21 protein-coding genes are annotated in these 20,819 nt (G+C 68.8%); 9 read left to right on the top strand and 12 right to left on the bottom strand.

Annotated elements, in window-relative coordinates; translation table 11 throughout:
• Positions 1 to 8 precede the first annotated feature (8 nt).
• Positions 9 to 737: a dienelactone hydrolase family protein gene (locus tag BLW75_RS04305; RefSeq protein ID WP_034317458.1), complete on the top strand. Its 729-nt coding sequence runs from the start codon at positions 9 to 11 to the stop codon at positions 735 to 737.
• Here the strand turns inward: BLW75_RS04305 and BLW75_RS04310 are convergent.
• Positions 724 to 957: a DUF6480 family protein gene (locus BLW75_RS04310; RefSeq protein WP_034317456.1), complete on the bottom strand. Its 234-nt coding sequence runs from the start codon at positions 955 to 957 to the stop codon at positions 724 to 726. The genes BLW75_RS04305 and BLW75_RS04310 overlap by 14 nt on opposite strands.
• A 62-nt stretch (positions 958 to 1,019) precedes the next feature.
• Positions 1,020 to 1,955: a glycoside hydrolase family 43 protein gene (locus tag BLW75_RS04315; RefSeq protein ID WP_034317623.1), complete on the bottom strand. Its 936-nt coding sequence runs from the start codon at positions 1,953 to 1,955 to the stop codon at positions 1,020 to 1,022.
• 178 nt (positions 1,956 to 2,133) lie between these two features.
• Here BLW75_RS04315 and BLW75_RS04320 point away from each other — a divergent pair, with 178 nt between their 5' ends.
• Both BLW75_RS04320 and BLW75_RS04325 read left to right on the top strand, forming a co-directional pair.
• Complete coding sequence (locus BLW75_RS04320; RefSeq protein WP_091596770.1) at positions 2,134 to 2,568, top strand: hypothetical protein; 435 nt, start codon at positions 2,134 to 2,136, stop codon at positions 2,566 to 2,568.
• Between the two features lie 82 nt (positions 2,569 to 2,650).
• Positions 2,651 to 2,947: a DUF3040 domain-containing protein gene (locus BLW75_RS04325; protein WP_158005396.1), complete on the top strand. Its 297-nt coding sequence runs from the start codon at positions 2,651 to 2,653 to the stop codon at positions 2,945 to 2,947.
• Positions 2,948 to 2,955: 8 nt separating this feature from the next.
• Here the strand turns inward: BLW75_RS04325 and BLW75_RS04330 are convergent, their stop codons facing one another.
• The 3 genes from BLW75_RS04330 to BLW75_RS04340 all read right to left on the bottom strand — a co-directional run bounded on the left by BLW75_RS04330 (position 2,956) and on the right by BLW75_RS04340 (position 6,782).
• Complete coding sequence (locus BLW75_RS04330) at positions 2,956 to 3,879, bottom strand: universal stress protein (RefSeq protein ID WP_034317453.1); 924 nt, start codon at positions 3,877 to 3,879, stop codon at positions 2,956 to 2,958.
• A gap of 248 nt (positions 3,880 to 4,127) precedes the next feature.
• Entirely contained in the window at positions 4,128 to 5,222 is a 1,095-nt protein-coding gene (locus BLW75_RS04335; RefSeq protein ID WP_091596779.1) for a M20 family metallopeptidase, read from the bottom strand.
• 51 nt (positions 5,223 to 5,273) lie between these two features.
• On the bottom strand, positions 5,274 to 6,782 hold the full coding sequence (locus tag BLW75_RS04340; RefSeq protein ID WP_034317447.1) for an AbgT family transporter: 1,509 nt from the start codon (positions 6,780 to 6,782) through the stop codon (positions 5,274 to 5,276).
• A gap of 159 nt (positions 6,783 to 6,941) precedes the next feature.
• On the opposite strand from BLW75_RS04340, the gene BLW75_RS04345 reads away from it, so the two are divergent.
• On the top strand, positions 6,942 to 7,940 hold the full coding sequence (locus BLW75_RS04345) for an Lrp/AsnC family transcriptional regulator (RefSeq protein ID WP_034317444.1): 999 nt from the start codon (positions 6,942 to 6,944) through the stop codon (positions 7,938 to 7,940).
• Here the strand turns inward: BLW75_RS04345 and BLW75_RS04350 are convergent.
• From BLW75_RS04350 to BLW75_RS04360, 3 genes are all read right to left on the bottom strand, one after another.
• Positions 7,921 to 8,952 (bottom strand): TolB-like translocation protein, encoded by a 1,032-nt coding sequence (locus tag BLW75_RS04350; RefSeq protein ID WP_034317441.1) that lies wholly within the window; start codon positions 8,950 to 8,952, stop codon positions 7,921 to 7,923. The genes BLW75_RS04345 and BLW75_RS04350 overlap by 20 nt on opposite strands.
• Before the next feature lie 17 nt (positions 8,953 to 8,969).
• Entirely contained in the window at positions 8,970 to 10,520 is a 1,551-nt protein-coding gene (locus BLW75_RS04355; protein WP_034317438.1) for a discoidin domain-containing protein, read from the bottom strand.
• 480 nt (positions 10,521 to 11,000) lie between these two features.
• On the bottom strand, positions 11,001 to 12,569 hold the full coding sequence (locus tag BLW75_RS04360; protein ID WP_034317434.1) for a discoidin domain-containing protein: 1,569 nt from the start codon (positions 12,567 to 12,569) through the stop codon (positions 11,001 to 11,003).
• Positions 12,570 to 12,742: 173 nt separating this feature from the next.
• Here BLW75_RS04360 and BLW75_RS04365 point away from each other — a divergent pair, with 173 nt between their 5' ends.
• From BLW75_RS04365 to BLW75_RS04380, 5 genes are all read left to right on the top strand, one after another.
• Positions 12,743 to 14,266 (top strand): PucR family transcriptional regulator, encoded by a 1,524-nt coding sequence (locus tag BLW75_RS04365; protein ID WP_034317430.1) that lies wholly within the window; start codon positions 12,743 to 12,745, stop codon positions 14,264 to 14,266.
• A gap of 109 nt (positions 14,267 to 14,375) precedes the next feature.
• Positions 14,376 to 15,641 carry an NAD(P)/FAD-dependent oxidoreductase gene (locus BLW75_RS04370; protein ID WP_034317427.1) on the top strand — a complete coding sequence of 422 codons (1,266 nt, stop codon included), beginning with the start codon at positions 14,376 to 14,378 and terminating at the stop codon, positions 15,639 to 15,641.
• On the top strand, positions 15,638 to 15,808 hold the full coding sequence (locus BLW75_RS42700; RefSeq protein ID WP_034317424.1) for a hypothetical protein: 171 nt from the start codon (positions 15,638 to 15,640) through the stop codon (positions 15,806 to 15,808). The genes BLW75_RS04370 and BLW75_RS42700 overlap by 4 nt, the downstream gene beginning before the upstream one ends.
• Before the next feature lie 90 nt (positions 15,809 to 15,898).
• On the top strand, positions 15,899 to 16,345 hold the full coding sequence (locus BLW75_RS04375) for a GreA/GreB family elongation factor (RefSeq protein ID WP_034317421.1): 447 nt from the start codon (positions 15,899 to 15,901) through the stop codon (positions 16,343 to 16,345).
• A 23-nt stretch (positions 16,346 to 16,368) separates the two neighbouring features.
• Complete coding sequence (locus BLW75_RS04380; protein WP_034317419.1) at positions 16,369 to 16,812, top strand: DUF6389 family protein; 444 nt, start codon at positions 16,369 to 16,371, stop codon at positions 16,810 to 16,812.
• Positions 16,813 to 16,818: 6 nt separating this feature from the next.
• Here the strand turns inward: BLW75_RS04380 and BLW75_RS04385 are convergent, their stop codons facing one another.
• From BLW75_RS04385 to BLW75_RS04400, 4 genes are all read right to left on the bottom strand, one after another.
• Positions 16,819 to 17,049: a hypothetical protein gene (locus tag BLW75_RS04385; protein WP_034317416.1), complete on the bottom strand. Its 231-nt coding sequence runs from the start codon at positions 17,047 to 17,049 to the stop codon at positions 16,819 to 16,821.
• Positions 17,050 to 17,156: 107 nt separating this feature from the next.
• Positions 17,157 to 19,331 (bottom strand): xanthine dehydrogenase family protein molybdopterin-binding subunit, encoded by a 2,175-nt coding sequence (locus tag BLW75_RS04390; RefSeq protein ID WP_034317413.1) that lies wholly within the window; start codon positions 19,329 to 19,331, stop codon positions 17,157 to 17,159.
• Positions 19,328 to 20,290: an FAD binding domain-containing protein gene (locus BLW75_RS04395; protein WP_034317410.1), complete on the bottom strand. Its 963-nt coding sequence runs from the start codon at positions 20,288 to 20,290 to the stop codon at positions 19,328 to 19,330. The genes BLW75_RS04390 and BLW75_RS04395 overlap by 4 nt, the downstream gene beginning before the upstream one ends.
• Positions 20,277 to 20,729, bottom strand: coding sequence for a (2Fe-2S)-binding protein (locus BLW75_RS04400; protein WP_034317407.1), 453 nt, complete (start codon positions 20,727 to 20,729; stop codon positions 20,277 to 20,279). Before BLW75_RS04400 ends, BLW75_RS04395 begins: the two co-directional genes overlap by 14 nt.
• Between the last annotated feature and the right edge of the window lie 90 nt (positions 20,730 to 20,819).

Raw genomic sequence — 20,819 nt, forward strand, 5'->3', positions numbered from 1 at the left:
TCCGATTCATGCCGGTCACCACACGCACGGTCGAGTACCCCGCCGACGGACTGACGATGGTCGGGCACCTCGCGCTCCCGGAAGGCACCGACCGCCGTCCCGCGGTGCTGATCGGGCCGGAAGGGCCGGGATTGAACGACTTCCAGCGACGCCGGGCCGACGCCTTGGCCGAGTTGGGGTACGTGGCGCTGGCCTTCGACATCAACGGCGGACGCTGGTTCTCGGACCCCGACGAAATGCTGGCGTATGCGATGCCTCTGCTCGCCGACCCGGACCGGATGCGGGAGATCGGCCACGCGGCCCTCGGCGTACTGCGGTCGGAGCCGCGGACAGACCCGGAGCGGATCGCCGCCATCGGCTACGGCACCGGCGGCGCGATCGCGCTGGAACTCGGCAGGGACGGCGTCGACCTGCGTGCGATCGGGACGGTCAACGCGCTGACCACGGGCCGTCCGGGCGAAGCGGCGCGCATCCGCTGCCCGGTCTGGGCCGGAGTCGGCTCCGAAGACCCGATCATGCCACCCGCGCAGCGGGAGGCGTTCACCGCCGAAATGCAGGAAGCCGGCGTCGACTGGCGGCTCGTGGTCTACGGCGGCGCCCAGCACGCCTTCCACCACCCCACGGTCGACCACGCCGTGCTCCCGGGAGTGGCCTACCACGCGCGGCACGCGGAACGGGCGTGGCGCGACGTCGTCGGGCTGCTCGACGAATGCCTGCCCGTGATCAGCCCAGCTTGAGCCATCCCAACGCGAGCGCGACGACGAATCCGCTCGCCAGGACGACGAGAACACCGATGAGGATCAGCCAGGCGATGGGCATCGCCTTGGAGGGCATCGGTTGCGGGTGCGAAAGCCCTGACGTCTGAGCCGAGTCGGGCGGCGTGTCACCCGGCGAGACACCACCTCCAGGTTCGCGACGGGTTTTCTCGGGTTCCGGGTCGGGCGGCTGGGCTGTCATCGCCGATACTCCTTCGGTCGGTCTCATCCTGCGGATACCCGAACGCGAGCGTCGAAACCCTGTCAGCCGAGTTGCGGACGATCGTCCGGGAATGCGATGGGCAGCTGGTACATCCCGCGAGCGGTGCGGCCACCGCCGAGCCAGCCGTGGAAGTGGATATGGCCGTCGACGACGTCGGCCCCACCCGGCGCGTCGACCTTGCCGCCGAGCAGATCGGTGGACAGCAACGGGGCGCCGGCTTTCACGAACGGCCCACTCAACGCGGGCGCGGAGGCATATCCCGTGTGGTAGCCGGAACTCTGAAACGTATCGGCGGAGTAGAACAGGAAGTACCGGCTCGGTGTCTTCACCACCGATGGTGCCTCGACGACCGCGTTCTCCGACGCGAGATCGGCACGCAGGAGCTCGATCCGCGCGCCGTCCGGTGTCCGTCCGTCGGAGCGCAGCTTCTGCGACCAGATCGCGGCCGGAGGACCGACCGCCGCGCCGTCGCTCTTGTAGAGCAGGTATCGCGAGCCGTCCGAGTCCACGAAGGTCTGCGGGTCGATGTCACCGCCGTCTCCGGGGACACAGATCAGTGGGCCGTCACCGGCAGGCGTGTACGGCCCTTCGACCTTCGCGGCGGTCGCGACACCGATGCACATCTCGCCGCCGGGCGCCACCGCCACCGAAAAGTAGAGCAGGAACGTCCCGTCGGAAAGCCGGGTCACATCGGGAGCCCAGAACCCGCCGTCCGGCTTCGCCCACTTCGGTACGGACGCGAGAGCGTCGCCGACTACCCGCCACGGACCTTCCGGCGCCGGAGCGTGCGCGTAGGGCACTCTCACCGCACCGGTGCTCGTCGAGAAGGCGAAGTAGCCGGAGTCGGTCTTGACGATGTCGGGGTCCGGGAAGTCCTGTTCGATGAGCAGCTGTGGCGTGCCGATCGCGATGGCCGGAGGCGACGCGACGAGTGCCATGGCCACGACGAGGATCATGAGACGGTACATGAACTTCATGACCGATTCTGTGGACGGGATCACGCGGTCGGCAACGTCACCGGGGCCCTGCCACCGGGAAGCGTGTACTTGGTCGTTCACCCGGTCGCGCGGGATTCATCCGCGCATCTTCGGGTAGTGGGCGCGATCCGCGATCGTAAGCATATGCGTATCATAAGCGCTGACGCGAGGAGCGGACATGATCAAGAGCAAGTGGATCCCCGGCCAGGACGCGGACTTCTCCGGAGACGTGCTGGTCAGCGTCACCGCGTTGACACTCGACGGCTTCCGGAGCACGCCGGGCGCCTACCGGGCGGGTCACCTGCTCAGCCGCGAGTGGCCCCGGCTGCCCGGCGCGGTCGGCCAGTGGCTGTGGGCCGAACCGCTGCGTCGGCGACTGGGCTCGGTCTCCGTGTGGCGCGACCATGACGGCTTGCGCGGTTTCGTCGGGTTGCCGGCACACGTCGCGATCATGCGTGAGTACCGCGAGCTCGGCACCACCCGCGCTACGACCTGGCACACCACCGGCGTCGATGCGCGACTCATCTGGCACCGGGCCGACCGCTGGTTGAGCCGACGACAGACCGGAGCCGATGCGGCGGACGGACGGCGTCGGTGTGGTCGCGGTGAATGAATCAGGCAGCGGGCGCCGCGAACCGACCGTTTGCCCCAGGCCCCGGCGGGTAAGCGCGGTACACGACGACAAAGGAGGCATCGTGCTACGCCGAGACCGCCGCGTCCTGCAGAAAATCGAGGAAGACCTGACCGCGAGCGATCCCGACCTCGTGGCCGCCTTCGACCAGGTGAAGCCACCCGCGAGCCTCCAGGCCTGGTGGGTCGTGCTCGTCGTCGCCGACGTCACCGCGATCCTCATGATCATGGTGGGTCTCTTCAGCGACAGTGGCCTCGTGTTCCTGGGCGGAGTCGCCGCCGCGAGCGCACTCGTGTGGACGCACAACACGTTCCGGACGAAGCCGGCCCACTCCGCGGATCGAAGTGGTTCCGAGCCCTGACCACGGCCTCAGCCCTTGTGGCGACGAACCACGGCGACGGGACAGGGCGCGTGGTGGACCATGGCTCGGCTGACCGATCCCAGCAAAGCGCGGCGGAGCGGCCCGCGTCCGTGACTGCCGACGACGAGCAGCGCGGCACCCTCGGCTTGCTCCGCCAGCGCATGGGCGGGCCGGTCGACGGCGATCACCCGGTGGACGCGGACGTCCGGATACCGTTCCCGAAATCCGGCCAGCGATTCGTCGATCAGGGGCTTTCCCCGTTCCTCGATGATCTCCCTGTCGTGCTCGGTAGGAGTCACCGCCATCGCTTCGAGCGGAAGATCTGACCAGACATGCAAGGCCACCAGCGCGCAGCCGTGCCGGTCGGCGAAGTCGTAGGCGAACCCGATGGCTTCCCTGCTGGTCTCGGATCCGTCGACGCCGACCACGACCTTGCGATCGTCGTCCGCCGGCGGTTCGTCACCGGCGCGTACCACCACGATGGGCCGGTGGTACTCGTGCAGGAGCTCGTCGGCCGTCGAGCCGACCAGAAGCCTGGGCAGCGCGGTGAGCCCCGACGACCCGACGACCAGCAGCTCCGCGTTTTCCGCGGCGCCGGCCAGCGCGTCGGGTGCGCGGCCGGACAACAGCCTGGTCGAAACGGCCAGATCCGGCCAGGCCCGGCGGCATTCCTGCGCGATGTCACCGAGCATGGCTTCGGCGCGCCGCTGTGCTGTTTCTTGACCGGCTACGAGGAACCCCGGTCTCGGCCACGCCCCGCCCGGGACCGCCTCGGGCACGGGCGGGAACCCGACGACCTGGGCGACGACCAATCCGCGGCCGCGAGCAGCGGCTTCCCCCGCGGCCCAGCGCACGGCCTTCCGTGCTTCTTCGGAGCCGTCGTAGCCCGCGACGACGGCTCCCTTGTCCATTGTGGATTCCGGTGCTGACATCACTGCTCACGTCCTGCCGGTCACCCCGGCTTCGGCCCGACGCTCCCGGTTCTTCGGCTGCTGTGCCGCGAGCTTCCCGGTCCCTGCGCGAAGACCACGAGCCTGGCGGAGACCGGAACCGTCATGGCGTCACTCCCAGCTCCGCGCGCCCTGACACCGCCAGTACTACCACGTGCGGCGGTCACCGAAACCTCGAGCAGCGAGAGGACCTCCTCGTCTCCACCCGCGCGAAAGACGACCGATGCTCGTCAGGCGAGCGCCGCGATCAGTCCGATGGCCAGCGCCGTCCGTTCCGGGATGTGCCGCACGAGGATGTGTTCGTCGCGTGCGTGGGCGCCGCCTCCGACGGCGCCGAGCCCGTCGAGCACCGGACGGCCCAGCGCGGACACGAAGTTGCCGTCGCTCGCGCCTCCCACGGCGGTCTCCTCCAGCTCCCAGCCCTCGTCGGCGGCCACCTTCCGCGCGGTCGCGAACAGCGCCCGTGACGGGTCGTTCGGTGTCATCGGCGGTCGGTTCCACTCCCCTTCGACCGAGACGGTCACGCGAGGATCGCCGCCTTCCAGACCGGCGAACACCTTGTCGATCCGGTCCATTTCGGACAGTTCGGCGACGCGGACGTCGACGCCGCAGCTCGCGCCACCCGCGGTGACGTTGCGGCCGGTACCGCCGGAAATGGTGCCGACGTTGACCGTGGTCCCGAGTTCGCGCGAACCCGCGGACGCCAGCTCTCCGACGATCGCGGCGAGCGCATGGATCGCGCTCGCTCCCGCGTACGGGTCCAGGCCCGCGTGCGCCTCGACGCCGGTGGCGGTCACGTCGAACAGGCCGACCCCCTTGCGCGCGGTCTTGAGCTTCCCGTCCAGCGACGCCTCGAAGACGAGGGTGGCCAGCGCGCCTTCACTGGCCGCTTCGATGTACGGCCGCGAGTGGGGGCTGCCGATCTCCTCGTCACCGTTGAAGAGGAACTTGACCGACGGATGCGGAAGGCCGAGTTCGCGGAGGCCACGCAGCGCCCAGACCGACTGCACCAGACCGAGTTTCATGTCGAACGCGCCCGGCCCGGTGACGCGGCCGTCCACGTCGGCGTACGGCCACCCGGCGAGTGTGCCGGTCGGCCAGACCGTGTCGTAGTGACTCAGCAGCAGCACCGTTCCCGGCACCGTCCCCGCATAGCTCAGTTCCAGCACGTCACCACGAACCGTGTCGGTGTGCCGGGACTCGGTGCCGGGAGCGCCGAGACAGCCGAAGACCCAGGACCGGAGGGTGTCGACGCCTTTGTCCAGCATCGGCTTGTCGTAGCTGTGCGTCTCCAGTTCGACGATGGTCCGCAGATCGTCGAGCATGGCGGGCAGTGCCTGCCGGGCCCAATCCGTGTGTGACAAGGGAATTCCTTCCTAGCGAACGGGGGCGCCGGGTCCGAGCGGGATGCCGAACACCCAGAACACGAAGAACAGCAACGTCCACACCACCAGCAGGGTGAACGCGAGCGGGACCGTCATCGAGAAGAGCGTGCCGATCCCCGCCGAACGCCGGTAGCGCTGCAGGAAACCCAGCGCCATCACGAAGTACGGGCTCATCGGGGTGATCGCGTTAGTGCACGAGTCCGCGATGCGATACAGCGCCTGCGTGGTCTCCGGCGGGATGTCCAGCAGCATCAGCATCGGCACGAACACCGGGCCGATCAGCGCCCATTGGGCGGAGCCGCTGGTGACGATCAGGTTCACCAAGGTCACCACGACAAGGATGCCCAGCATGATGACCGGCCCGGAGACGCCGGCGGATTTGAGCAGACCGGCGCCGTTGATCGCGGTGATCTCGCCGATACCGGTCCATTTGAAGTAGGCCAGGAACTGGGAGATGGCGAAGAACAGCACCAGGATCGGCGCCATCTCACGGAATCCGTGTGCCATGAACCCCGGGATGTCGCGGCTGCTGGTCACCGTCCCGGCGACCTTGCCGTAGGCCCAGCCCGCCGCCAGGAAGCCGAGCGCGAGGAAGATCGAGATGGACGTCAGCAACGGTGACTCGATGATGCTTCCGCCCTTGCCGCGCAAGGGCGACGAGGCGGGCAGCACCGCCAGCACCAGGGCGACGACGAAGACGGCCAGCGCGATGAGCGCGGCGACCAGGCCCCGTCGTTCCTGACGGCTGAGCTGCAGCGAGCCCAGATCGTCCTCCTGTGCGTCGTCATCGACCGGCATCGCTTCGGCACGCCGCGCGAGGACCTTCTCGGTCACGAGCGTGATCACGGCGGCCAGCACGATCGACGAGGCGAGCGAGAAGAAGTAGTTGGCCAGCGGGGTGACCGAATAGGCCGGATCGATCGTCTGTGCCGCCGCCGTGGTCAGCCCGGACAGGATGGCGTCGGTCGGCGTGACCAGCGGGCTCGCGTCGTATCCGGCGGAGATGGATACGAACGCGACCACGATGCCCAGGATCGGGCTGCGCCCCACCGCACGGAAGGCCAGGGCTCCCAACGGGATCAGCACCACGTAGGCCGCGTCGGACGCGACGTGCGACACCATTCCGGTGAACGCCAGCGCGAAGGTCACCCATCGCGGCGAAACCTTCGAAACGCCGGACCGGAGCACGGCCGCGAGCAGACCGGATCGCTCGGCGACCGCCACACCGAGCATCACCACGAGGATGGTGCCCAGCGGGGGGAACGACGTGTAGCTCTTGACCGCGTCGGTCACCATCATCCGCACGCCGTCGGCGGACAGCAGGTTCTTGGCCTCGACCGGTTTGCCCGTGGCGGGGTTCACCGCCGACACCCCGGCCGCGCTGAGTCCCCAGCTGGCCAGTGCCAGCACCGCGCTCAGGATGACGAAGAGCCAGAACGGGTGCGGCAGCTTGTTGCCGAGCCGCTCGACGCCGTCGAGCGCGCGCAGCAGGAGGTTCATAGGACGTGAGGTCGTTCTGGCCTGGCTGGAACTCACCGGCGCGGCTCCTTCCTGATCGGAGGCCCATTACAAACTCAAACGAACGAATAGTGCAACCCTGAACTGAATTCTGCACGGATCAGTCATGTAGTACCTTCACGTGACTGATACATTCACTAGATGCTGGCCGAACCCGACCTCGACCTGATCGCGGCGCTCCAGATCGCCCCGCGCGCCTCGGTCGCGACGCTCGCCGAGGCGCTCGACGTCTCCGCCAGCACGGTGGGACGACGACTGGTCCGCCTCGAGGAACAGCGGATCCTCCGGGTGATCGGCCAGGTCGAGTGGACCGCAAGGGCGCGCGGGAACCCGCGGCATGTCTGGGTCACGACCGAACCGGGCGCGTCCGGTTCGGCGGCGAAGGCGCTCGCACGGTTTCCCGAGGTCCAGCTCGCGGCGGAGACGGCGGGCCGGTCGGACGTCTACCTGGCCGTGCACGTTCCGGACCGAGCCGAGGCGCGCGAACTGCTCGCCGAGCGCATCCCCGGGGTTCCGGGCGTGGCGGGGACCCACTCGGAGCTGGTGCTGCGGGCACTGACCAGGGCCGATTCCTGGCGGCTGCACCGGCTGAGCGAAGACCAGCAGAGGATCTTGTCCCGCGAACAGGTGGTGCCTGCCGCGCCGGACGGCTTCGACGCCGACGACGTGGGGCCGGACGAACGACGGCTCATCGGGCTCCTGGCCGGGAACGGGCGGATCACCGCGGCCGAAGCGGGCCGGAGCCTCGGCATCAGCCAGTCCACCGCGTATCGGCTGATCCAGTCGACGTTGCGGCGCGGTATCGTCCGGCCACGCGTCGAGGTGGAACCCGCGCAGCTCGGCTACGAACTGGAGGCGGTCATCGCGCTGACCATCACTCCGGGCGCCATCCAGGCCGTGGCCGCGGAACTGGCGCGGCATCCGTCGGCGCGGTACGTGTCGATCGTCGCCGGCACCGCTTCGGTCATCCACCAGGGCGTGTTCCGGAACGAGGACGAAATGGCCGACTTCCTCACCAGGGACCTCGCCCCCTTGCCCGGGATCACCGCCCTGCAGGTCTCCGTGGTGTTGCGCATGCTGCGCCGGTACTGGCTGTACCGGGAGGACGGCAGGTTCGCCGTCATCGACGAGCCGTCGTGACCGACGGCGACGACGCCAGGGGAACCAGCAGGCGCGGCGATCCGGTGCCGTCGGCGGGCACGGACCAGATGTCGCTTTCCTTGCCGTCCGCGCGCGGCAGGCCGTAGGCGATCGTGTCGTTGTCGAGCCAGACCACTTGGTCGTCGATGCTGCGCGCCTCCGCGAGCGGGGTTTCCCGCATCGTGGTCAGGTCCAGCACATGCTCCCGCCAGGGCCGGACGTCGCCGTCGGCCACCCGCTTCTTGAACGCGAGTTTCGTGCCGTCCGGCGACAATGACGGGCATTCCGCGTTCTCCCGCAGGGTGCGCGCCTTCCACGCCTCGTTGTCGCCCTCCACGAGATAGGTCCGCCCGCCGGTGGCGACCGTGGCGAAGAACGTCCGCTCGTCGGCGGCGAACGTGACGCCCCAGTAGTTGACGTCCTCGCCCCGGTGGACCGCGTCCCCGATCCGCAGCGGGATGCCCTCGATGTTGCTCGAGAGCTCGTTCCGTTCGCGATCCATGATGGCCGTACGCGTCGAGAAGGTGCCGGGCGTCGAGTACGAGTCTCCGGTGACGAACGTGGTCCAGCTGCCCATCCGGCCACCGGGTGAGAGCTTCGCGCGGTTGGGGATGCCGGGGACGTCGACGCGCTTGACCTCGCCGAGCGCGGAGTCGACGAATTTGGCGACCGCCCCCGGCAGCGGAGTGGGTTCCTTCGCCAGGCACAGGCCGCCGTCCACCGACGTGTAGAACCGTTCGCAACCGAGCGAACTGATCCGCCGCGGGCCCCCGGGTTCGAAAACGGGGACCGACGCGACATTCCCGTACCCCGGCCCCGGCGCGCCGTTGCGGAACAGCAGTCTTCCCGGCTCCCCCAGTACCACCGGCCCCGAGGCATCCACCGCGACCGCCGCGTCGGCCGTCCGCCGCTCGGGGCTGTTCGCCTTCGCCTGCACCACGTACACCACCGAGGCGGCCGCGAGCGCGGCGACACCCGCCAGCGCCACGATGAACTTCACCGGGAGCTTCACCCCGTCCCCTTTCCTCGTCACCGGCAGGTGTACGGGCCCGCTTTGTCGAGCAGTTCCCCGTTGGTGCCGATGATCTCCCAGGAGTAGGTCTTCCCCTTGAGCACCAGCTTCATCACCCCGTGCTTGCCCAGGATCTTTTCGACACCTTCACGGGCCTTGTAATCGAGATAGAGGCTGTCGCCGCCGATACCGGCGATGACCGACCGCACACCGTTGGCCTCGTCGACATGCCCGTTGACGTCCAGCGGCTTCGTCCGCTCGTAATGGTGATCGTGGCCGGCGAACACGACGTCCGCCTTGGCCCTGGCCAGCTCGTTCCACAACGGCGCGATGCTCTTCGCGTCGCCGGAGTTCCCCGAGTTGAAACGTGGGTGGTGCCAGTACCCGGCGATACAGGACTTCTTCGTTTTCGCCAGGTCCTTGCGCAGCCATGCCACCTGCTCGGCGCCGCCGCCGTTGTACACCGGGTCCGAATCGAGCGCGACGAAGTGGAACGCGCCGACGTCGAAGCTGTAGTACGGCTTACCCTTCGGGGTCGCGATCTTCCCGAAGTACTGCTTGTATCCCGCCAGCTCGTTGTTCCACTCGTGGTTGCCCGGCGTGGGTTTGGTGATGTTCTTGAACTTGCCCCACGTCTTGTCGTAGTAGGACCGGAACTCCTCGATCGTGCCGTCGACGTATTGGTTGTCGCCGACCGTCAGCACGTACCGGGGGTTGATCTTGCGGACCAGTTCCGCCGTCCGTTGGTGTTCCGACGGCAGCTCCGCCTTGGCGATGTCACCGGCGAGCGCGATGACGATGCCGTCGGACGCCGCCGGCCGGGTGGACGCCTTCACCGGCGTGGTCGACCCGGACAGGTTCCCCGCCGCGTCCCGTGCCCGCACCGCGTACTGGAAGTCGAATCCCGACGCCAGGGACGTGTCGGTGTAGGAAGGCGTCGCGGACCGGCCGATCACGTTGCCGTTGCGCAGGACTTCGTATTCGGTGACCCCGACGTTGTCGGTGGACGCGGTCCAGCCGAGCGTGATGCTCTCGGTGGTGGACGACGCCTGCCGGAGCCCGGTCGGCACCGACGGTGGCTGGATGTCGCCGTCCCCGGTCCGGACGCCGTAGACCTCCAGTTCCCACAGTGAGTACCCGTAAACGGTCGCCCGTGCTGTGCCGTGGATCCGGACGTGCCGGGCGGAGGTGTTCAGACCGGTGAACTCGTCGAGGCCGCCGTCGCCGCCCACGACGGTTTTCACGTCCCGCCAGTTCTGGCCGTCGTCGGATGCTTGGACCTGATAGTCCTTCGCGTGGGCCGATTCCCAGAAGACCTTGATCCGGCTGATGTCCGCCGGACCGCCGAGGTCGACGGCGATCCACTGTGGATCACCCTCCAGGCTCGCCCATCGGGTCGTCGAATCGCCGTCGACGGCGAGCGCGCCACCGAAACCCTCGCTCTCCACGGTGGAGGTCGTGGTCCGTTTGTTGACCGACAGCAGGGATTCCGCCGTGGCGTTGGAAGCCGTCACGGGCTGAGCGAGCAGGACGATCGCCGCGATCGCGGCGGTGCCCGGCTTCACCATTCGCTTCACCTGATACTCCTGAATGGACCTACGTCGTCGTGGATGTCGAGGGGTAAGCAATGAGTCGTGTGATCGGATCCCTGTCGCACAGGCCGTCTTCGTCGACTTCGCGATGAGATGGGCCACCCTGGACAGCAGGGTTCCGGATCGGTTTGCGGGCTCACTCCGACCTGAAGTGTCCACAAGGGACAATTTACGTCGATGTCCGCCCGGTTGATGTCTCGATGACCGGTTCTCGCAGGGGTCGTGAATGGTAAAGAGGGTTAGAACGACCATTACCACTCACGACCCCCGCGCAAAGCACCCAAATCAGACACAAATGGTGGAATTGGCATCCTTTGTGGACAGTCATGGGCGCGTCAGGTCCAGCAGGCGAGCCCTCGGCAGGCGACACGCCACGTTTGCCCTACCTCTCTACCGTCGTTATCACTCATGACCTCCATTGATGCCCGCAGGCGGTGCGGCACCGGACCCCGGCCGTCAGCGGCAGGTGTACGGACCCGCCTTGTCGAGCACATTCCCGTTGGTGTCGTGGATTTCCCAGGAGTAGGACTTCCCGTTCAGCGTCAGCTTCATCACCCCGTGCTTGGCGAGGATCTTCTCCACCCCTTCACGTGCCCTGTAGTCCGTGTAGAGGTAGTCGCCACCGATGCCGGCGATGACCGACCGCACGCCGTTGGCCTCGTCGACGTGGCCGTCGACGTTCAGCGGCTTCGTCCGCTCGTAATGGTGGTCGTGACCGGTGATCACCATGTCCGCCTTCACCCTGGCCATCTCGTTCCACAGCGGCGCCATCTGCTTCTTGTCCCCGGAGTTCCCCGAGTTGAAACGCGGGTGGTGCCAGTATCCGATGACGCAGGACTTGGTGTTCTTCGCCAGGTCGTTGCGCAGCCAGGTCACCTGATCGGACCCGCCGCCGGTGTAGATCGGGTTCGAGTCCATCGCGACGAAGTGGAAGTCACCGATGTCGTAGCTGTAGTACGGCAAGCCCTGCGGGTACGCGATCGAGCCGAAGTACTCCTTGTAGCCCCGGAGCTGGTCGTCCCATTCGTGGTTGCCCGTCGTGGGCTTGGTGATGCTCTTGAACTTGCCCCACGTCTTGTCGTAGTGCGAGCGGTATTCCGAGATGGTGCCCTTGTGGTACTGGTTGTCGCCCACGGTCAGCACGTACTTCGGGTTGATCCTGGCGACCTGGTTCGCGGTCCCCTGGTGCGTGGAGAAGAGCTCCGGGTTGGCGATGTCACCCGCCAGCGCGAGGGTGACGGGGCCGGTGCCGCCCGGCTGGGTCGCGGCCCTGATCGCCGGACTCGCCGCGGACACGTTGCCCGCCGCGTCCCGTGCCCGCACGGAGTAGCCGAACTCCACTCCGGACGCCAGGCCGCTGTCGGTGTAGGTGGTCGTCGCCGAGGTTCCGACGACGTTCCCGTCGCGGAGCACCTCGTACTCGGTGACCCCGACGTTGTCGGTGGAGGCGGTCCAGCCGAGGGTGACGCTGTCCGTCGTGGTGGCGGTCGCGGAGAGACCCGTGGGCACCGTCGGCGCCTGCGTGTCGCCACCGCCGACGCGGTCACCGTAGACTTCCAGCTCCCACAACGAATAACCGTAGGTCGTGCCGCGCGCCGTACCGTGGACGCGGATATGGCGCGCGGTGGCGTTGAGGCCCGCATGCTCGTCGATACCGCCGTCGCCGCCGACGACCGCCTTGATGTCCGTCCAGGTCCTGCCGTCGGCCGAGCCTTGGATCGTGTAAGTCTTGGCGTAGGCGACTTCCCAGTTCAGTTTGACCTTGGTGATGGTCGAGGTACCGCCGAGGTCGACGGCGATCCACTGCGGATCGACCATCTCCTCGCTCGCCCACCGGGTCGTGGTGTTGCCGTCGACGGCGTTGGCGCCGCCGAACTCGGTGGCCTCGACCGACGAGGTCGTGGTCGGTCTGCCGGCGGACAGCAGTGATTCCGCTTGCGCGGCGGTACCCGAAGAGATCAAGGTCTGGCCCAGCAGGGCCAGCGTCGCCACCGCGACACCGGCCAGGGGTGTTCTCCGTTTCATGCGAACTCCTCGACGTTGCGGAGTCGGCGAGTACCGGCGGTGGGCGGCGACTGTCAGCCGGAGTCGCTTAGTTAAGTAAGTTTCCTAACGATCGCAGTGTAAAAGGTTCTTTAACTCACAGTCAACGGGGGAACGCGTCGTGCCCGGCACCATTCGATGGCAGGGTCGCGGCCATGGTGACGCTGGATCGGCTCGTGAACGTCCTGGGTGGATACGGGGCGCGGCTGTGGTGCTGCCCGGTGTCGCGCGAGACGGCCTTGCGCGACGTGGTGATGCACGACGCCGCGGACCCCCGCGACCTGCGCGGAGACGTCTTCCTCGCCGTCGGGACGGACTCGATCGCGACAGCCGTCGACCTGGCCGTCGCGGCACACGCCTCGGTCGTCCTGGTCCGCGGATCGGCGCCGGACGAGCGCGCCGAGACCGGCGACGTCGCCGTGCTGCTGGTGGACCCGGACGTGTCCTGGGGTCAGCTCGCCGGCGTGGTCTACGGGCTCGTCCTGGAAGGCCGCGAGACCGAATCGGGCCGCGGTCCGACCGACCTGTTCGCGCTGGCCGACAGTCTGGCGGACGCGCTCGGCAGCGCGGTGACCATCGAGGACCGGCTCTCCCGGGTCCTGGCGTACTCCAGCAGGCAGCACCTGGCCGACCGGGCGCGGCTGGAGACGATCCTCGGCAGGCGTGTCCCGGAACCGGTCCGCGACCTGTTCGAACGGCGGGGCGTGTTCGGCCACCTGGCGGCATCCGACGAGCCGCTGTTCGTCGAAGCCGATCCCGAACACGGGTTGACTGGGCGCATGGTCGTCGCCGTTCGCGCGGGCCGGGAGATGCTGGGTTCGATCTGGGTGGAATGCGACCGGCCACTGACCGACGTCCTGCGCGCCGTCCTGCGGGACAGCTCGCGCACGGTCGGCCTGCACCTCCTGCGCTCCCGGGCGAGCGCGGACCTGGAGCGGCAGGTCGAATCCGATCTCGTGATCCGGCTGGTGGAGGGAACGCCGGACGCGGCGGCCGTGCTCAGCAGGCTCGGCCTGCCTCCCGGCCGGTTCCGGGTGATCGCCCTGCAGGCCCACATCGGCGACGAACGCCACGCCGCGCTCCTGCTCGCGTTCGAGCGGGCGACCACCGGTTTCGGCTGGTCACGGCCGGGCCGCAGCACGTTGTTCAGCAACACCGTCTACACCGTCCTGCCCGGGGACGACGTCGACGCGGCCAGGGCGTGGGTGCGTTCGATCCGCGAGGCACTGCCCCGGCAGGTGACGATGCTGGCCGGGATCGGCGCGGGCGCGGCGTCGGCGGAGCTGCCGGCCAGCAGGTTGGAAGCCGACGAATGTCTCGCATTGCACGCCGTACGGCCGGGCACGAAGTCCGCGATCGCCTACGACGAGGCCTGGGACGACATCCTCGTGCAACGGCTGCGGGCCGCCGCGGCGTCCGGCAGGGCGCCGGCCCGCGGCCCGATCACCGAGTTGCGGCGGCACGACAGCGCCAACGCCACCAGCTACGTCGCGACGTTGCGAGCCTGGCTCGAGGCGCAGGGAGATCTCGCGGAGGCCGCCGAGCGGCTGGAAGTGCACCCCAACACGATCCGCTACCGGCTCCGGAAGATGGCGGAGGTGACCGAACTCGGCCTCGACCAGCCCGCGAAACGGCTGGCGATGATCATCGAGCTGGCCGTGTCCGATCCGGCCCCTTGACCGTTCCGGCCAAAACGATCCGCCCGGATTGTCGGATCCGGACAATCTCCGCCGCCCGGATCCGAGCCATCCTGACCGCGACAGCACCACTCGTGCAGCGGAGGAATTCATGGGCGAGCTCGACCGGATCGACGGCGGCCCGCGTTCGGCGATCGTGATCGGAGCCGGCGTGGTCGGCCTGTCGACGGCGTGGTTCCTGCAGGAACGCGGGGTCGGAGTCACGGTGCTGGATCGCGAAGGCATCGCGGCGGGAGCGTCGTGGGGCAACGCCGGCTGGCTCTCCCCCGGCCTCGCGATCCCGCTCAACGAACCCGGCGTCCTGCGCTACGGACTCCGGACACTGCTCGACCGGCAGGCACCGCTGCACGTCCCGCCGTCCCCCGATCCGCGGCTGTGGTCGTTCCTCGCCCGCTTCGCCGCGAACTGCACCGGACGCTCGTGGACCCGCGCGGTCGAAGCGAATTCGCCGCTGAACGACGAGTGCCTGGAAGCCTTCGACGTCCTCACCGCGAACGGGGTGGACGCACCGACCATCGAAGCGCCGATCACCGCGGCTTTCGAGACCGCGGACCAAGCCGCGGGGCTGATCACCGAACTGCGACGCATCGCGGAAACCGGACAGGACATCTCCTGGACACAGCTCACCGCGGCCGAACTCGCCGAGCGGTTTCCCCAGGCCACGGCCCGGCTCGGCACAGCCGTCCGGATCGACGGGCAGCGCTACGTGGACCCGGGCCGGTTCGTCGAGTCGCTGGCACGGGCGGTGGTCGGCCGGGGCGGCACGATCCGCCACAAGTTCGACGTCGCTTCCCTGCGCGCGTACCCGCACGCGTTGAGCGTGCGCTCGAAGACCGGTCAGACGGTGAACGCCAACGCGGTCGTGCTGGCGACCGGTGCCTGGCTGGGCGATCTGGGCCGGAGGTGGGGAGTCAAGGTCCCCGTCCGCGCCGGACGGGGCTACTCCTTCACCGTGCCGACCGACCGTCCGGTGCCAGGCCCGCTCTACCTGCCGGACATCCGCGTGGCGTGCACGCCGTACCGAGGAGGCCTCCGCGTCGCCGGGACCATGGAGTTCCGGAAACCGGACGCGCCGCTGGATCCGGCGCGGGTCGCTTCGATCATCGCGTCGGCACGGCCCTTCCTCACCGGCCTGGATTGGGACGGGCGCATCGACGAATGGGTGGGCTCCCGCCCGGTCACCACCGACGGGCGGCACGTGATCGGCGTGACGAGCACACCCGGGCTCTACGTCGCGGGCGGGCACGGGATGTGGGGACTGACCCACGGTCCGATCACCGGAAGGCTCCTGGCCGAACACATCACCACCGGCAAGCAACCGGAAGCCCTGCGCCCGTTCGACCCCCTGCGCCGATGACTCCGGACGACGAAACCTCATTCGACGAGCAGTCCGAAGTGGACCGTCTCCGCGCCGAGAACGCCCTGCTGCGCACCGAGAAGGACCTTCTCCTGAAGGCCGCGATCGGGTTCGCCACCGACGCGGGCGTCTTCCGGCGGCGGTCCCACGAACCCGAGTCCCGCTGACCGACGCGGGACTCCCCGAAGGTCTGTGGGGGTCGGGTCCTTTCCGCGCCCGGCCCCCGCGGACGTATCCACCGAAAGGCGATCATCACCATGTCAGGCCCTTGGCTGACCAAGGAAGCGCACACGCGGCTGGTGCGGGAACTCGCGACGTTGCGGCGCCCCGGCACCGCCGACCGGTACGGCGACGACGAAATCGCGCACAACATCCACCGGCAGGCCCGGATCCGCCAGATCGAGAACATGCTGCGCGGCGCCGTCGTCGGACAGGATCCGCCCGACGACGGGATCGCCGAGCCCGGCATGGTGCTCACCGTCCGGTACGACGACGGCGACACCGAGACCTTCCTGCTCGGCACGCGGGATGAGGCAGGCCACGGCGCACTCGAGGTCTACTCCCCCGAATCCCCGCTCGGCCGCGCGCTTAACGGGGCGCGACCGGGCGACACGCGGGAGTACGGCGTGCCCAGCGGCGGGGCGGTGCGCGTCACGCTTCTCGACGCCAAGCCTTACGGGCGGCATCGGGAAACGGCGCATTGACCGATCCCGCTAGATTGTCCTGTGTGGACCAAGATGAGTATCGCCGCCGACTTCGCGACGTCCTCGGCGCGCATTCCGAAGACGTCGCCACGCGGTTGAGGGCGATCGTCGAGGCGATCGGTGAAAACGTCGAGAGCCTGCAGATCGAGGTCTTCCCCGACCAGGACGGCGAGGGCACCTTCGACGTCTGGGCCCGCTTCGAGGGCCCGGATTCCTACGTCCTCAACAAGCCGATCGACGACCACCGCCACTTGTTCGGCGTCGTCCACCATGAAACAGGCTGGGAACCCGACGTACCGCCACTCCCGCACGGGATCTCGGCGGACGTCCTCGTCGACACGGTCGCCGAGTGGATCGACTCGGTCTGGATCCGGACGTTCGACCGGCCGCCGTCGATTCCGGTGGAGGTGTCCTCCCCGGACGGCTACGGCGCGGTCGCCCAGATACCGCGGACATGCCCGATGTGACGGGGCTCAGCGGCCCTGGCGCTCTTCACGTTCGCGGAGAACGCGCGCCTCTCGGCGGCGCAGGTCGGCGCGTTCCGCCCAGCCGTCGATCAGGTCGTACCCCGCGATGCCCAGCCCGAGCAGGCCCAGGATGCCGGTGATCACCGCGGCGGGGATCAGGTCGAGCACGGAGCACAGCACGGCCGCACTCATCAGGACGGCGCCGATGCCGAGATTCCACTTGCCGAAGCCGCTCACGCTGATTCCCGATTCCGTAGGAACGAACCGCCGTCAGCGGACATGATGCCGTACGGCGGAGGCGACCGTGGGGATTCGGGGCAAGTGTCCCGAATCCCCACGATCCCCTAGGACTCGTCGAGGAGGTCCTCGATCAGGATGGGGATGTGCCGGACCCGGATACCGGTGGCGTTGTGCACGGCGTTCGCGACGGCCGCCGCCATCCCGACGATGCCGATCTCGCCCAGCCCCTTCGCACCGACAGAGTTGTGCAGGGTGTCCGGGTACTCGACGAAGTGGACGTCGACCTCGGGGACGTCCGCGTTCACCGGGATCAGGTAGCTCGCGAGGTCACCGTTGGCGAGCCGCCCGTTCTCCTCGACCTCCAACCCCTCGTGCAGGGCGGCCGAAACACCCCAGATCATGCCTCCGAGGATCTGGCTGCGCGCCGCCACCGGGTTGATGATCCGGCCCGCGTCGAACACCCCGAGCATGCGGGACACCCGGATCTCGCGGGTCCACTTGTGCACGCGGACTTCGCAGAACTGCGCACCGAACGAGCTGAACGAATGTTTCGTCAGTTCCTCGCCGGGCGCCGAGGAGCCGGTCACGGACAACGACGGGCGGTCCAATGCCCGCAACAGTTCCCCGAAGGACATCGTCCGGTCTCCCGCCAGCACCCGGCCGTCCGCATAGGAGACGTCCATGCCGTCGAACGGCGCGCCCGGCGCCGACGCCAGTGCGAGCAGCTCATCGATCGCACTGGCCGCGGCGACCATGATGGCCGTGCCCGTGCTCGCGGTCGCCGTGGACCCACCGGACATCCCTCCCGGCGGCAGCGCCGAGTCGCCGAGCCGCGGCAGCACCCGATCCGACGGGATGTCCAGCGACTCTCCGCCCACCAGGGAAAGCACGGTCAGCAGACCCGTCCCAGGATCCGCCCCGCTGGTCGCGACGACGGCCGTGTCGTCGGGCAGCAGGGTGATCCCGACCGTGGCCGGGAACCGCAGTGCGGGGAACATCGCGGTGGCCGTGCCCATGCCGACGAGCCAGTCGCCGTCAGTGCGCCCTTGGGGTGCGCGCTCCGCCCAGCCGAACCGCGCCGCGCCGATGCGGAAGCATTCGTCGAGGTGTTTGCTCGACCACTGCAGATCCTTGCCCGGCGGAGCGGTGGAATTGTTCCGCTGCCGTAGCTCGATCGGGTCCATACCCAGCGTGACGGCGAGTTCGTCGATCGCGCTCTCCAGCGCGAAGGATCCCGGTGCTTCGCCCGGCGCCCGCATGAAGGTGGTCGGCGGGATGTTGAGCGGCACCATCTTCTGGCTGATGGCCAGGTTCCGCGTGGCGTACCACTCGCGCGACGTGCCGTGTGACGTCGGCTCGACGAACGACCGGTCCATGGGCGTGCTGCACCACGAATCGTGCCGCAGCGCGTTCAGCGTGCCGTCGTGCTCCGCGCCGAGGGCGATCTTCTGCACCGTCGCGGCGCGGCCGGCGGTCGCGGTGAAGACCTGCTCCCGGCTGAGCACGGCTTTCACCGGCCTGCCCAGCACCCTGGCCGCCGCCGCGGCGAGGAACGCCGGGGTGGACGTGCGGCCCTTGCCCCCGAACGCACCTCCGACGAAGGGATTCACCGCGTGCACCTCGGACGGCTCCGCGCCCAGCGCCATCGCCAGTTCCGCTGCCTGGAGGTTCGAACCCTGGTTGCCGCTGTGGACCGTCAAGCCCTCGGGGCCCCACACCGCGACCGCGGAATGCGGTTCCATCGCGGCGTGGTGCTGAGGCGCGGTGGTGTACGTGGCCTCGACGACCACCGGGCTCTCGGCGAGCGCGTCCTCGATGGACTCGACGCCCTCAGCGAGGACGGCGAGGGCAGACGGCACGCCCCGCGATTCCGGTGCGTCCTCGGCCGACGCGAGGCCCTCCTGGAGCGAAGTCCGCGCGGGCCGGGTCAGGTAGGAGACCTCCACCAGCATCGCCGCGTCGCGCGCCTGCTCGTAGGTCTCGGCGACCACGAATCCGATCGGCTGGCCGTAGTACGTGACTTCCTTGTCCTGCAAAGGAACCCAGGTCTCACCCATGAACGGCGTGGTCGGAGTGCGCAGCTCCAGCGGATCGAAGGGCGTGTACACGCCGATCACGCCGGGCGCGCCCTTCGCCGCCGTGACGTCCATGGTGTCGATTTCGCCGTGGGCGATCGTGCTGAGCACGACGTAACCGTGGACCAGTCCGGGGAAGGTGTGGTCCGCCCCGTACTCGGCCCGGCCGGTGACCTTCAGCGGCCCGTCCACCCTGCTGCTCATGAGCGGCTCCCCTCGGTCAGTTCGAGCAGCGCGCGGACGATGGTCCGCCGCAGCAACGACGGCTTGAATCCGTTCGCGGCCAGCGGGCGCGCTCCCTCGCCGGCGAGCGCCGCGGCGTCTTCGAAGGCGGCGACCGTCGCGGGCGCACCCCGCAAGGCCTCCTCGACCGCGGGCAGCCGCCACGGCACGGTGGCGACGCCGCCGGCCGCGACGCGGGCGTCGACGACGCGCGAGCCTTCCACTCGCAGCGCTACCGCCGCGGAGCACAACGCGAACTCGTAGGACTGCCTGTCCCGCACCTTGACGTAGGTGGAGTTCGACGCCCAGTCCAGCCGCGGGACCACGACCTCGGCGATCAGTTCGCCGGACCGCAGATCGTTCTCGACCTCGGGAGTGTCGCCGGGCAGGCGATAAAAAGAGCCCAGCTCGACGGTGCGGCTTCCGGTCTCGCTGACCAGGCGGAGCCGCGCGTCGAGGGCGACCAAGGCGACGGCGACGTCGCTGGCGTGGGTCGCCACGCACGAATCGCTCGTGCCCAGCACCGCGTGCATCCGGTTGGCACCCGAGATCGCCGGGCAGCCGCTGCCGGGGGCTCGCCGATTGCACGGCACGGCGACGTCGCGGAAGTACGAGCAGCGCGTGCGCTGCAGGAGGTTGCCGCCGATGCTCGCCATGTTCCGGATCTGCTGGGAGGCGCTGAGCAGCAGCGCACGGGAGATCGCCGGGTACACCCCGGGATGCCCGGCGATGTCCGCCATCCGCTCCAGCGCGCCGAAACGGAGCCCGTCGGTGGTGTCGATGCCGCGCAGCGGTACCGCGTTGATGTCCAGAACCCGCTGCGGTGTCAGGACATTGAGTTTCATCAGGTCGACGAGTGTGGTCCCGCCCGCCAGGAACGTGCCGGACGAGCCGACCGCGTCTTCGACGGTCTCGGGGGCGAGCAGCTCAAAGGGACGCATCGACCCTCCTCGCCTGCTCGACCGCGGCGACGATGTTCGGATACGCCGCGCATCGGCACAGATTGCCGGACATGAACTCGCGGACGTCCTCGACGCCTTGCTCGATGGCGGCCACGGCCGACATGATCTGCCCGGACGTGCAGAATCCGCACTGCAGGGCGTCCTGATCGACGAACGCCTGCTGAACCGGATGCAAACCGTCCTCAGTGGACAGTGCTTCGACCGTGGTCACCGGCTGCTTCACGGTGGCCGCCAGGGTCAAGCAGGAGAGCACCGGCCGTCCGCCGACGTGCACCGTGCAGGCGCCGCACTGCCCTCTGTCACAGCCCTTCTTCGGGCCTGTGACGGCGAGCCGCTCCCGCAGCGCGTCCAGCAGGGTCACCCCGGGATCGACACCGAGATGTTCCGTCCTGCCATTGACTTCGAGTGAGATGTCCACTGGATCTCTTTCCGCAGATCGTCCGGGCCGGGGCCCGACGGCGTAGGTTGAGGTGGTGGGGAGTCTGTTCGCGAGGCGAAACGGATATTC

The sequence above is a fragment of the Amycolatopsis lurida genome (assembly GCF_900105055.1).
GTDB lineage: Bacteria > Actinomycetota > Actinomycetes > Mycobacteriales > Pseudonocardiaceae > Amycolatopsis > Amycolatopsis lurida.

Coding starts and splice junctions, on each gene's coding strand:
- BLW75_RS04305 (WP_034317458.1), top strand. CDS start 9: ATGCCGGTCACCACACGCACGGTCGAGTACCCCGCCGACGGACTGACG.
- BLW75_RS04310 (WP_034317456.1), bottom strand. CDS start 957: ATGACAGCCCAGCCGCCCGACCCGGAACCCGAGAAAACCCGTCGCGAA.
- BLW75_RS04315 (WP_034317623.1), bottom strand. CDS start 1,955: ATGAAGTTCATGTACCGTCTCATGATCCTCGTCGTGGCCATGGCACTC.
- BLW75_RS04320 (WP_091596770.1), top strand. CDS start 2,134: ATGATCAAGAGCAAGTGGATCCCCGGCCAGGACGCGGACTTCTCCGGA.
- BLW75_RS04330 (WP_034317453.1), bottom strand. CDS start 3,879: ATGTCAGCACCGGAATCCACAATGGACAAGGGAGCCGTCGTCGCGGGC.
- BLW75_RS04335 (WP_091596779.1), bottom strand. CDS start 5,222: ATGCTCGACGATCTGCGGACCATCGTCGAACTGGAGACGCACAGCTAC.
- BLW75_RS04340 (WP_034317447.1), bottom strand. CDS start 6,782: ATGAACCTCCTGCTGCGCGCGCTCGACGGCGTCGAGCGGCTCGGCAAC.
- BLW75_RS04345 (WP_034317444.1), top strand. CDS start 6,942: ATGCTGGCCGAACCCGACCTCGACCTGATCGCGGCGCTCCAGATCGCC.
- BLW75_RS04355 (WP_034317438.1), bottom strand. CDS start 10,520: ATGGTGAAGCCGGGCACCGCCGCGATCGCGGCGATCGTCCTGCTCGCT.
- BLW75_RS04360 (WP_034317434.1), bottom strand. CDS start 12,569: ATGAAACGGAGAACACCCCTGGCCGGTGTCGCGGTGGCGACGCTGGCC.
- BLW75_RS04365 (WP_034317430.1), top strand. CDS start 12,743: ATGGTGACGCTGGATCGGCTCGTGAACGTCCTGGGTGGATACGGGGCG.
- BLW75_RS04370 (WP_034317427.1), top strand. CDS start 14,376: ATGGGCGAGCTCGACCGGATCGACGGCGGCCCGCGTTCGGCGATCGTG.
- BLW75_RS42700 (WP_034317424.1), top strand. CDS start 15,638: ATGACTCCGGACGACGAAACCTCATTCGACGAGCAGTCCGAAGTGGAC.
- BLW75_RS04375 (WP_034317421.1), top strand. CDS start 15,899: ATGTCAGGCCCTTGGCTGACCAAGGAAGCGCACACGCGGCTGGTGCGG.
- BLW75_RS04390 (WP_034317413.1), bottom strand. CDS start 19,331: ATGAGCAGCAGGGTGGACGGGCCGCTGAAGGTCACCGGCCGGGCCGAG.
- BLW75_RS04395 (WP_034317410.1), bottom strand. CDS start 20,290: ATGCGTCCCTTTGAGCTGCTCGCCCCCGAGACCGTCGAAGACGCGGTC.